9 protein-coding genes are annotated in these 11,805 nt (G+C 58.4%); 5 read left to right on the top strand and 4 right to left on the bottom strand.

All coding sequences use genetic code 11. The features are described 5' to 3' along the window. Nucleotides 1-209: 209 nt before the first annotated feature. On the top strand, nucleotides 210-2,543 hold the full coding sequence (locus HMPREF1153_RS10555; RefSeq protein WP_009646913.1) for an anaerobic ribonucleoside triphosphate reductase: 2,334 nt from the start codon (nucleotides 210-212) through the stop codon (nucleotides 2,541-2,543). Beyond that, on the top strand, nucleotides 2,530-3,033 hold the full coding sequence (nrdG, locus tag HMPREF1153_RS10550) for an anaerobic ribonucleoside-triphosphate reductase activating protein (protein ID WP_009646909.1): 504 nt from the start codon (nucleotides 2,530-2,532) through the stop codon (nucleotides 3,031-3,033). The genes HMPREF1153_RS10555 and nrdG overlap by 14 nt, the downstream gene beginning before the upstream one ends. Before the next feature lie 248 nt (nucleotides 3,034-3,281). Here the strand turns inward: nrdG and HMPREF1153_RS10545 are convergent, their stop codons facing one another. The 4 genes from HMPREF1153_RS10545 to HMPREF1153_RS10530 form a co-directional block, all read right to left on the bottom strand. Then, a complete protein-coding gene (locus HMPREF1153_RS10545) occupies nucleotides 3,282-4,757 on the bottom strand; it encodes a serine/threonine protein kinase (protein ID WP_009646925.1) in 1,476 nt (491 codons plus the stop codon). Beyond that, on the bottom strand, nucleotides 4,750-6,435 hold the full coding sequence (locus HMPREF1153_RS10540) for a protein phosphatase 2C domain-containing protein (RefSeq protein ID WP_009646926.1): 1,686 nt from the start codon (nucleotides 6,433-6,435) through the stop codon (nucleotides 4,750-4,752). Before HMPREF1153_RS10540 ends, HMPREF1153_RS10545 begins: the two co-directional genes overlap by 8 nt. Before the next feature lie 44 nt (nucleotides 6,436-6,479). Next, nucleotides 6,480-7,127, bottom strand: a complete 648-nt coding sequence (locus tag HMPREF1153_RS10535) for a vWA domain-containing protein (RefSeq protein ID WP_009646919.1) — start codon at nucleotides 7,125-7,127, stop codon at nucleotides 6,480-6,482. Nucleotides 7,128-7,551: 424 nt separating this feature from the next. Beyond that, nucleotides 7,552-8,052, bottom strand: a complete 501-nt coding sequence (locus HMPREF1153_RS10530) for a hypothetical protein (protein WP_009646910.1) — start codon at nucleotides 8,050-8,052, stop codon at nucleotides 7,552-7,554. A gap of 309 nt (nucleotides 8,053-8,361) precedes the next feature. On the opposite strand from HMPREF1153_RS10530, the gene HMPREF1153_RS10525 reads away from it, so the two are divergent. From HMPREF1153_RS10525 to HMPREF1153_RS10515, 3 genes are all read left to right on the top strand, one after another. Further along, a complete protein-coding gene (locus HMPREF1153_RS10525; RefSeq protein WP_009646928.1) occupies nucleotides 8,362-9,087 on the top strand; it encodes a DUF169 domain-containing protein in 726 nt (241 codons plus the stop codon). A 32-nt stretch (nucleotides 9,088-9,119) separates the two neighbouring features. After that, nucleotides 9,120-9,443, top strand: coding sequence for a nitrous oxide-stimulated promoter family protein (locus HMPREF1153_RS10520; RefSeq protein ID WP_009646907.1), 324 nt, complete (start codon nucleotides 9,120-9,122; stop codon nucleotides 9,441-9,443). Between the two features lie 233 nt (nucleotides 9,444-9,676). After that, nucleotides 9,677-11,770 carry an AAA family ATPase gene (locus HMPREF1153_RS10515; RefSeq protein WP_009646930.1) on the top strand — a complete coding sequence of 698 codons (2,094 nt, stop codon included), beginning with the start codon at nucleotides 9,677-9,679 and terminating at the stop codon, nucleotides 11,768-11,770. Nucleotides 11,771-11,805: the final 35 nt, after the last annotated feature.

Below are 11,805 nucleotides of genomic sequence, written 5' to 3'. Positions count from 1 at the left end.
AGCGCGCAGCTGATTGGATAACAGTTCGTATGCGAAAACGTCCCAAGAACACGAGCTGTAAGCGAAGTGTGATTGGCTGACGTTGACCGCTGCTGCAAAGAATGCGGAGGATTCCGCTCTTATATACTCCTTTGGCGAAGGCTCAGCTTTGTTTTTCTTGCGCTGTGATACATCGTCAACCACAATATATAGAGGAAGGGAAACTGCTAATGATCAAGAACATCCAGAAGCGTACGGGGCAGATCGTGCCGTTTGATGCCGAGAAGATCACCGACGCCATCCGCAAGGCGAATCTTGAGTCCATCGACGAGACATTTTCGCAGCATCAGCTTGAAAAGCTCACGAAGAGCGTCATCCACCGCATCGAAGGGGAGGAAACGCCTGCCGTCGAGTTCATTCAGGATGCTGTGGAAAAGGTGCTCATCAAGAACAACTTCGCCTCGACGGCGAAAGCGTACATCCTCTATCGCGCGGAACATGCGAAGATCCGTGACGCCGAGGGCGACCTCATGGACATCTACAATGAGCTGACCTTCAAGCGTGCCAAGGACGCCGACATCAAGCGCGAGAATGCGAACATCGACGCCGATACGGCGATGGGCACGATGCTCAAATATGGTTCAGAAGGGTCGAAGTACTTCATCGACCATCACATCCTGCCCAAAGACATCGCAGCGGCGCACATCGACGGCGACATCCATATCCATGACAAGGATTTCTACATGCTGACGGAGACGTGCTGCCAGATCGACCTTTTGAAGCTCTTCAAGGACGGTTTCTCGACGGGGCACGGCTACCTGCGCGAACCGAACGACATCCGCTCCTACGCGGCGCTCGGCTGCATCGCCATCCAGGCGAACCAAAACGAGATGCACGGCGGACAGGCGATCCCGAACTTCGACTATTCTATGGCGCCGGGCGTACGGAAGACCTTCCGCAAGCTCTACTTCAAGGAGATTGCGAACTTCTTCGCCATCACGCTCGGCATGAAGCAGGACGACGCGAAGCTCTTGGCCAAGGAGATTCGCCGCTCGCTGCTGCCCTTGGGCATCACGATCGGCGGCGCGGACGTCTACAAGGCGGCGCTCGTCGACTTCTTGCCCGCGCATCAGAAGGCGTGCGGCTACGAGGAAATTTCCGAAAAGCTCGCGGCGCGCGCGCATGACTACGCCTACGGGGCGGCGCTCGACGCGACGGACAATGCGACCTTCCAGGCGATGGAGGCACTCATTCACAACCTCAACACGATGAACTCGCGCGCGGGCGCACAGGTGCCCTTCAGCTCGATCAACTACGGCACGGACACGTCGCCCGAAGGCCGCATGGTCATGAAGAACCTCCTGCTCGCGACGCAGGAAGGACTCGGCAACGGCGAGACACCGATCTTCCCCGTGCAGATCTTCAAGGTCAAGGAGGGCGTGAACTACAACGAGGGCGATCCGAACTACGACCTCTTCCGCCTCGCGATGGAGACGTCGGCGAAGCGCCTGTTTCCGAATTTCAGCTTCCTCGACGCGCCGTTCAACCTCCAATATTACAAGCCCGGCGACTACAACACGGAGGTCGCCTACATGGGCTGCCGCACGCGCGTCATGGGCAACGTGCACGATCCCGAGCGCGAAGTCACATGCGGGCGCGGCAACCTCTCGTTCACGAGCATCAACCTGCCGCGCCTCGCGCTGCTCGCCAAGGGCGATCTCGATGTCTTCTACCGCGAGCTGGACAGCCTCACGGAGCTTGTCATCCGCCAGCTTCTGCATCGCTTCAAGATCCAGTGCGCGAAAAAGGGCAGGAACTATCCGTTCCTCATGGGACAGCGCGTGTGGATCGACTCGGAGAAGATCGGTCCCGACGATGAGATCGCCGAGGTCTTGAAACACGGCACGCTCTCGATGGGCTTCATCGGTCTCGCTGAGTGCCTGAAAGCGCTCATCGGCAAGCATCATGGCGAGTCGGAGGAAGCGCAGGCCCTAGGACTCGCCATCGTCGGGCACATGCGCCGCCGCATGGACGAGGAGGCGAAGCGCACGGGTCTGAACTTCACGCTGCTTGCAACGCCTGCCGAGGGATTGTCGGGCCGCTTCGTGCGCCTCGACCGCAAGAAGTTCGGTGAAATCGAGGGCGTCACGGATCGTGACTACTATACGAACAGTTTCCACGTGCCCGTCTACTGCCCGATCGAAGCGGCGAAGAAAATCCGCCTTGAAGCGCCGTACCATGCGCTGACGAATGCCGGACACATCAGCTACATCGAGATGGACGGCGATCCGTCGAAGAACCTCCAGGCCTTCGAAGCGATCGTGCGCTACATGCACGATGCGGGCATCGGCTACGGCTCGGTCAACCATCCCGTCGACCGCGACCCCGTCTGCGGCTACAATGGTATCATCGACAACATCTGCCCGCGCTGCGGCAGAAAGGAGAACGGCCGCCCCTTCGAGCGCATCCGGCGCATCACGGGGTATCTCGTCGGCACGATCGACCGTTGGAACAACGCGAAGCGTGCCGAAGAGCATGACCGCGTCAAGCATGGCATCGGTTAAGCTCGCAGGAACGGTATCGGATTCCATCGTTGACGGGGCGGGAATCCGCTATACGATCTTCACGCAGGGCTGCCCGCACCATTGCCCGGGCTGCCAGAATCCCAAGACGCACGACTTCTCGGGCGGCTTGGAGATGGATACGAAGACGATCCTTAAGGACGTGATCGGCAATCCTCTGCTGACGGGCGTGACGCTCTCGGGCGGCGAACCATTCTGCCAGGCCGCGCCGCTCGCTTCCCTCGCACATGAGGTGCACGCGCACGGCATGGACGTCTGGGCGTATACGGGCTATACGCTCGAAGACCTGCAGCAAAAGAAGGCGTGCGAGGTGGATGCACTGCTTGATGAGGTCGACGTCCTCGTGGACGGCGCATACGAAGAGTCGGAGCGTGACCTCACGCTCGCCTTTCGCGGCAGCCGCAACCAGCGCGTGATCGACATGAAGAAGACGCGTGAAACAGGGGAAATTATCCTCTGGAAGGACGCATAAATGGTATCAGGGAATAAAAAAGAGAGCCTTGCGGCTCTCTTTTTTATTCCCTGATACCAAACGGTTTTCCTCCGTGCGCGAAATTTAGGAAGCGCTGATAAAATGAGGTCGCCCAGATTTGCACAGATGCGCTGTATCTATCGAGGAGACAAACCACAGGCGTAGCGGTGCTACGTCGAGGATTTGTCGACGACGAGAGGACAGCGCAGATGTGCGAAGATGGGTGGCTGAATTTATCAGGGATTCCTTTATTTCCTCTCGGCGATATAGAGGACGCCATCGGGCTGCTCCCATGTACCGAATGGTTCGCCCGGTCGAAGGGGCAGCGCCTTTCCCTTGGGCAGAAGCTCCCCTTCGGGCGTGCGCAGGGAGGAAAGGCCGCTGTTCACGAGATGCCATGCGCCGTTTTGGCGCGTGATATAGGCTTTGACCTCGCGGTCGTGCGCCTTCTCGTCGGGGAAGACGTTTTCCGTGAAGTGCCAAGAGAAGAGCGGCAGACCGTCGTAGACATTGACAAGTCCCGCTTTCAGCCATTGGCCGGCCTTGCCGCGCACGCGCCGCAGACGCTTGAGGTGCAGCACGCGGCGCTCGGGCACGGCGGTGCCGCAGAAGGGGCAGCGCGGTGCCGCGGTGTCGTGCAGGATAAAGAATTTCTCGGGGCAGTGCGGATTCGCGCACGGCTGCAGGAGATCCCACGTCTTGACGAGCGCCTTTTCCCACTCGAATGCCGTGGGACGCGCCTCCGGCTCGTGCAGGCCGTCGACGAAGGCGCGCAGGAAGAGCTTTTCGAGGTACGGCCCGAGATCATGGATCGTGACCTTGAGATCGTCCGGGCGGTTGGAATGATCGGTCGGATGTTCGGCGAAGAGCGCCTTTTCCCCGTAGATCAGGAAGTCGGCTTCCTCGGCGGGCAGGTCGTAGTTCTTCGGCCCTTCGAGCGGATGACGCTTGAGCAGGTATTGATAGAGAAGCACGGGCAGCGCGAAGAGGTCGGTCAGAAGGCTGGGGATGACGCGGCGCGCATCGCCTGGCGGAAGATCCATCGAGGCGAGCACCTCAGGCGCGATGTAGCCCTTCGTGCCCGCAACCTCGGGCGGATACAGGCCAGGAACGACGAGCGAGTCGATGTCGATGACGACGCAGCTGCCGCTCTTGGGATCGACGAGGACGTTGTTGCACGAGAGGTCGGAATGCGCGAGTCCCGCTTGGTGCATACGGCGCACGGCGCGTGCGAGCGCGATGGAGAGGCGCAGCATCATCTGGAAGTTGCCAAGCTCCGCCTTTTCGAGATACTTGCGCACGCGGTTCGTGAACCAGCTGCCCTTCTTGTCCTTGCCCGCGAGGTCGAGCTGGCGCGAGGCGTCGCGCCCGAAGAAGAAGTTCTTCGGATAGGCGGGGCAGACGATGCCGAACTCAGGCTTCGTGACGATCGCCGTCGGCCAGCAGAAGAGATCGGCAAAGTAGGTCGCCGCCTCCACCGTATTGCCGCGTGCGCCGCCCTTCGTCTCGGCAAGCGTCGGGTTGTAGCGCCCGATGATCGCCGTCAGCCGATCGACGAGCGCTTCGTCGACTGCGTCAGGATCCAGGAAGAACTGCACGACGTAGGACTTGTCGGGCGCGAAGTAGGTGTATTTCATGCCGCCCTGCGGCGGGTTTTCCGTGATGACGTAGGGAATCTTCCTGCCGTCCGCGAGGACGGCTTGTGCGAGCCTCGGCCTAGACATGCGGAGGCTCCTTCCATGTGAGCAGCGCGAGCGTGCGGTCGTCGAAGGAGGCGCGCGTCACATAGTTGTCGAGCCAGATTTTCAGCCGCTCCGCGTGCGAGGCGACGCCCTTGAGGCTCGTATCTTCGGCAGCGAGCGCGAGCACATGCGCGTTCTGCCACAAGCATTCTTCCGTCGTGGGGATTTCGCGGCACATGTGGCTCGCATACTGCAGCGCGATATGCTGCTCCTTGTCGTTGACCCACGGGAAGGTGGTGGGCTGCGGCAGGCTGCGCAGAAACTCAACCTCGGCGCGCGTGAACGTGGCCGTTCCCTGCGCACCCGGCACGATACCGTTCGCCACTAGGTCTAGATAGAGGCGGTGCATTTCCTGCTCATTGAAGTAGTCGTCCGCCACACCGTCCGTCATCGTGAGGATGAGATCGTAAGCGCCTCGCGTGACGAGCGTGCGCCTCTGCAGGCTGGCGATGTCCGCCATGGCCTCGCTCGTCAGAAAATCCGTCTCGCCCGAGAAGTCGCCGCTGTCGGGCTTGCCGAGGAGCTTGACTGCCTTGCCGTAAGGCGCATGCGTGTTGATGGCACAGGTTATGCCGTCGCCGACTTGGCATGAGAGCACGAGGACTTCTCCTAGCTCGGGGACGGGCACGGCGACGGTCACGAGAAGCGTCGTCGCGAAGTCGGAGAGAGCGAGGTCGCGCCCGAGATGCTTCGTGTACGCCTCTTGGCCGCATCGCTCATGGAAAGCCGCGAGGACGGCGCGGCGAGCATCGAGCACGCCCGCGTGAAGCGCTGCGCCGAGCTTGGCGCACGCCTCGCCGAACGCCGCATCGCTCATAGGAAGCGCGAAGGCGGCGCGATTTTTGGCGTTCGCCGCATCGAGGGTACGAAGCTGCTCGTAGATCGAGCCGACGGCGGCCTCGCTCGCCGCACGCGCACCGACACGCGAGAAGCGCTTCGAGCCTGCGCCATCGGAAACGGCAAGAACGGCGATGTCGCCGACGGCAGCTACAGCGAACCAATCGTCGCAGTTCGTCGCCTCGTGCTTGTGCTTCTTGCCGCGCACACGCGCCGCGACGAATTCTGCCATGCCGATGCGCTTCTCCTCGGTCTTGTACTCGGGCGCGGCATCCGGCTCATCCTGCGGTACGGGATGATACTGCCAGAGCGATGCCGTATGTGCGAGAACCGCCTCATCGCTCAGGGCGAGAGAAGCATCGTCCGCATCGTCCGCTTCGGCCACTGCATCCGCAGGGGCAGCGGCAGCGTTCGATGCGGGCGGCTCGCTCGTTGGCTTGGATGGCGCAGCGCCCGATGCAGGCGGCTCGCTGTCCGGCGCGAATGGTATGGCAATCCATTCGGACGGCTGCTTCGGCAATTCTGCCTGTGCGGCGATTGGTTCGAGCGTCGTGCCCATTGGTTCGGGCAGCACATCGCTCGATGCAGGAGGCTCATTCATTGGTTCGGGCAGCGCATCGCTCGATGCAGGCGGCTCGCCTGTTGGCTCAGGCGTAGTCGGCTTCTCCATCGGTTCGGGTGTAGTCGGCTCCTTCATCGGTTCGAGCGGAGTCACGCTCGCCTCGGGCAGTTCCTCCCTTGGCTCGGGCGGCGCGGCAGCCGCATGTTTTTCAAGACGAACCTTGCCCAGTTCCACTTCAGCCGATGTTTCGTTTTCCGTCAAGACACATCACCCCTTTCCTCTTCATGACCTCTCGTCCCTGCGCGTCAGGGGACGACCGTGAAGCCCTTCGGCGGCGGCGGCAGCTCGATGGCCGCGCCGGGCTTCGCGTCGAGGCTCTTCGACGACATCTTGATCGAGCCGGAAACCCATGCGAAGAACTTCGCCATATCGCCGGCCGACAGGCTGTTCATCATCAGCACGTTATCCGTAAGCTGCTTCAAATAGCTCGTATCGGCATCGGCGCCCGCCGCGCACGCGATGATATTACCGAGCTTCAGAGATTTGATTTCAGCCGCCGCCTGTCGGAAATCTTCCAGATCGGTCGGACTGCCGTCCGTCAGCAGAAAGACGAGAGGCCGCCAGTCGCCCTTCTGCGTCTCGGTGTTCTTGCGCACCTCCGTGCGCACGCACTCGGCGAGGAGCTTCAGAGCGCCGCCCATGAGCGTGCAGCCCTCGGCCTCAAGGCGCGGCTCCTTGAAGAGCATGAGCTCCGTGAGCTTCGTCGTCTGCCGCACTTGGCTCGCGAACGTGATGACGGAAAGATACGCCGTCTCAAGCGCCTGCGGGTCGCCGCGAAGCTCCGACAAAAGCGCCTTGATCCCCTGGCGCACGGCCTCGATCGGCTCGCCCATCATCGATCCCGAGCAATCCAAAAGCAAATACACCGGCAGTCTGCGTCCAACATCCGCCATGAAAAGCACCTCCCAGAATCCTTCCGCACGCAAAAAGCGGCGGAAACCATAGTCCGAGGCAGTACGCCTCGAAGCCTGCTGTCATACATCTTTAGGAAACGCTGATAAAATGAAGTTGCCCAGATTTGCACAGATACGCTGTTCCTATCTAGGAGACAAACCGCAGGCGTAGCAGTGGCTACGTCGAGGATTTGTCGACGACGAGAGGACAGTGTAGATGTGTGAAGATGGGTAGCTGAATTTATCAGTGCTTCCTCTATTCTAACCACGAAAGCGCAGGAGGTCAAGCCGACGGCGTCGAGCGATTTTCGCGAAGAAAGAAGAGCGCCCGGCAGATGCGGGGCGCTCTTTCAAGAAGTGGACATTCGGATCGTTTGTCTTTGGCAGACTAGCGGCGGATAAAATGTAGGAAGATCTTGCCGCATCAAGGTGTCTGTCCATGCAGATTGTCCGGATATTCGACACCGCGTGTTTTTTTGTAGACGATCTTGAACATGTAGTAGGGATAGGCATGGTAATCGTCGATGTATCCCGTATAGCCGTGGCTCTGTATGTAGCGAGAGATCTCATCGTAATCGAACGCGGGCATGGAAAGCCATCGCCCTTGAGCGGAGTAGAACTGAGGATTTGAGCCGCCGTCTTTCGATTGGCGGTATTGCCGAATTCTATACTCACGGAAAGAGCCGTCGGCATCACGATAATAAGCGACATAGCCCGTTGCATACGTGTAGTAATCTGGATCTTCGGCACTGAAGGTGCATGAGCTGAGATCCACATATTCACGATAGTTGGCGTGATAATACGAAACAGGATAGTTGGGATCGTCGTCAAGATACTGCAGGGAAGCAGATGCCGCGTGCGGCTGGACGAGGAAGAAGAGCGCAAAAGCCGCTGCAGTGAGGAATGTGTGGAAAAATCGTTTCATGATGGATGCCTCCTTGGTTTAAGGTTGTCGTTTGGCCTATGTGATTATCATTTCGCGCTGGATGTTTGGTTTCCTGCTGCTTCAATATATATGTTATAATAGGAGGCATCGAAAATGACAACGAAAAAGAGCTGTACGGCAGCGAGCAGAGTCGCAGCGGATGTCGTTTTCAGTAAAGCTATGGACGATTCATCAGCCAGAAGATCTATCGTTTCCCGTTGAAAAATATTTCGTGGCTGGATGCAATATTCTACTTACTGTCGTATAGGAAAAGACATGTAATATGCAGCATTAAAGGGGTGGTCAGCCATGGAAAGCAAAATTGCAGAACTCATTCACTTGAAAACGCAGCCCGTAGTCGTGCTTTATGCGGATGCGGCGTCTAAAAATGCCATGCAGTTCAAGGAAGGCGTATGGGGCTGCTCGGTCGCCTTGCTTGTTGCGGCAAGCAAGGGAAGGACGGCCGCGTTCGCCGAAAAGACGACCGTCTGTCTTGGCGCGAAAACTGGGCTGGGCTTTCAGGATTACCCGCACGGTTGGATCGAATACTTCCTCTCGACGGGCGGCGAACAGATCGGCAGAGAAGGCGAGTTCTACAAGAAAACACCGGAACTGGCGCGGGACTTCATCGAGAACATTAAGCGTCATGACGGCAAGCCCTATGTCGTCTGCAAGCCCCTGCGCGATGTCCTGCCCGATGAACGCCCCCTTGCGGTGATCTTCTTCGTGAATGCCGATCAGCTCTCAGCGCTTGCCACGCTCGCGAACTACGATAAGAGGACGCAGGACAACGTCAAGCTGCTCTTCGGTGCGGGCTGTGCACAGGCGGTGCTCTATCCCGTGACAGAAGAGCAGGAGGGCGGCACAAATTGTTTCATCGGGCTGACCGATCCTTCGGCCAGGAAATGCATTCCGAAGGATGTGTTGTCCTTTGGCATACCGTACAGCCGCTTTCTGGAAATGGAGCGCGAAGCGGAAGGAAGCTTCCTCACGAAAGAAACGTGGCAAAAGATTGCGGTGCGCCTCGATGGATGAGGAGTCTTGAGGAGAGGAGTCGGATAATCCGTATGACAGCAGAGGAAAAGCGCAAGGCGGAGATGGCGACGGTCAAGAAAATGCTCGAAATCTACTGCCGCGCGCATCATGGCAACAATTTGAGCCTTTGCGAAGAATGTGAAGCGCTGCTCGACTATGCCCGTGCGCGCGTCGAGCGCTGCCCGCACATGGAGACGAAGACGTTTTGCAGTGCGTGTCAGACGCACTGCTACGCGCCCAAGATGCGCGAAAAAATCCGCGAAGCCATGCGCTACAGCGGCCCGCGCATGCTGCTCCACGCGCCCGTCATGGCGCTTCGGCACATGTGGATCGAGTGGCGGGAGAAGCGGCGCTGAAGGCAGGATCGGCAAAAGATTTTTTACAGCGGATGTGCATTTTTTTGTACATCCGCTGTGTTATACTGTTTGCAAAGGGAGGAGAAACGAGATTGAAGGATGTGCTGCTGCACATGTGCAGGACTTACGGACTTTGAAGAGACTCCCAGACAGCGACTTGCTCCATTTGTTCCTTGACAACTTCATAGAGGAATCATCAGCAGGAAAAGTTTTGAAGCAAAGGAGTGAGAACGATGCTGTTTTATGAATTTCAGGTAAAATGCAATCTGACAAAAGCGATTCAGGCCGCTTCAAGCGAAGACTCCCGTGATCCGAACAAACATCTTTCCATCTTTAACTCGCACCGCAAGCGGGAACGTTGGCTCTCCGACCTGAATGATGCGCTCAGGGAAGTGTGCGCGGACGCAATGGTTCTGCTCTTCATCGACCGCATCCTTCCAAACGGCTTTCATATGTGCGCCGCCTTAAATCAGATGAAAGCGATGACCGCAGGGCAGCTCGGTAAGAAACTCGCTCCCCTGCTCGCCGAAACGTGCGATGTGCAGGAAATCGCCATCCACGGTCTGCGCGAGGTTACACGCGAACAGTTTGTGCATCGCTTCGAAGTCTGTGACAAAAAGAATTATATCAATATCTGCAATCCCTTCTATGAGATGAACCTCAACTATGCAGACAGTTCGGCTTTCCAACTGACGGAGGAAATCCTTCGGAGCAGGCCGCGCCTCTCGCATGCACAGGCGAACCTTGAAGCGGAAAGTCTGCTGGCAGACAACAGCTTTTTGGCAGAACTGGCGCGAATCTATGCCGAAGAGAACGAGCGCAGGATGTTTTACGGACATCCCGTGCATTACCATATCGCAGCGGGAAATTCGGAGGCGGCGATGGCGATGACGCGCCTTCTCGCGCGTGCGCTCCACGCCAACAAGCGCCTTGTGGGGCAAAGAATCAACCGCATTCATAGCATTAAAGACACCTGTTTCGAGGAGGAGGATCTCGAACATCTTCTGCACCATGCGAAGGGAGGGGCCGTCGTCATTGAAATGTGTGGCTGCAGCGAAGAGGAAGAAAACTATGCAGGAAGCTATGAGCGCGTTGTCGAATATTTCGGAAAGATCATCCGCAAATATCAGCGCGACACGCTCTTCATCCTTGTGGAGTTCCATACGCAAACGAGAGCGTTGAAAAAACTTCTGGCCTACCTGCAGGAAGACATCTCTTTCGTACACATCGAAGAGGGCGCGGGCAACCGTGCGCAGGCAGCAGCGTATCTGCAAAAACTCGACACTCAGTCGTCGATGCCCCACTACAGCGTGCGCGAACTGGAGCTGGCGCTCGGCGAGCGGCATACCTTCCGCGCCTCCGACATTCACCAGATTCATGAGAAATTGTATCGGGACGCACTGAAGGCCAAGACCTACCGTGCGTATCAGGACATCGAGTTTTATAAAGAGACGACAGCCAAGAAATCGGAGCAGGATGCAAAGGCCGCGCTGCAGGAGATGGTCGGACTGAAAAGGCAGAAGGAGCTCGTGCGGCAGATCGTCGCTTCGTTCGCCGTGCAGAAACGGCGCACCGAGCTCGACATGGACGCGCAGCGCCCCTCCATGCACATGTGCTTCACGGGCAACCCAGGCAGCGCAAAGACGACGATCGCCCGCTTGCTCGCCGACATCCTGAGCAAGGAGAACCTCCTTGACACGGGACATTTCGTCGAGTGCGGACGCGCCGATCTCGTGGGCAGGTACGTCGGCTGGACGGCGGTGCAGGTCAAAGAAAAATTCCGCGCGGCGCGCGGCGGCATCCTCTTCATCGATGAAGCGTACGCGCTCGTGGACGACCGCTCCGGCAGCTATGGGGACGAGGCAATCAACACCATCGTGCAGGAGATGGAAAACCGCCGCGCGGATGTGATCGTCATCTTCGCCGGCTACCCGAAGAAGATGGAGGCATTCCTCGCCACCAACGAGGGGCTGCGCAGCCGCATCGCGTTTCATGTGGACTTTCCGGACTACACGCCGGCTGAGCTCGCAGAGATTCTGCGACTCATCGCACGGAAAAAGGGCTGCACGCTCGCCGAAGAGATCGTCGCACACTGCCGCAAGCGTTTTGAGGCAGTGTGCAGGCAACCGGACTTCGGCAACGGACGCTTCGTACGAAATGTTTTCGAACAGGCGCTCATGCGTCAAGCGCAGCGACTCTGTACACTTCGCGAGGGTCAAACGCTCGCGAAGGAAGACTTGTGGCAGCTCACCATCGAGGACTTCGATGTTGCGGCTCTGCAGGCCGTTCCCTCCAGCCGTTCCCCTGTGGGATTTTCCGTTTCGTAAGAAAACATATTCTCTATGCCTAAAATCATGGCAGC

The sequence above is a fragment of the Selenomonas sp. CM52 genome (assembly GCF_000292955.1).
GTDB lineage: Bacteria > Bacillota > Negativicutes > Selenomonadales > Selenomonadaceae > Selenomonas.
The sequence above is the reverse complement of the archived record's forward strand: the minus strand, read 5'-3'. Positions and strand labels throughout refer to the sequence as shown.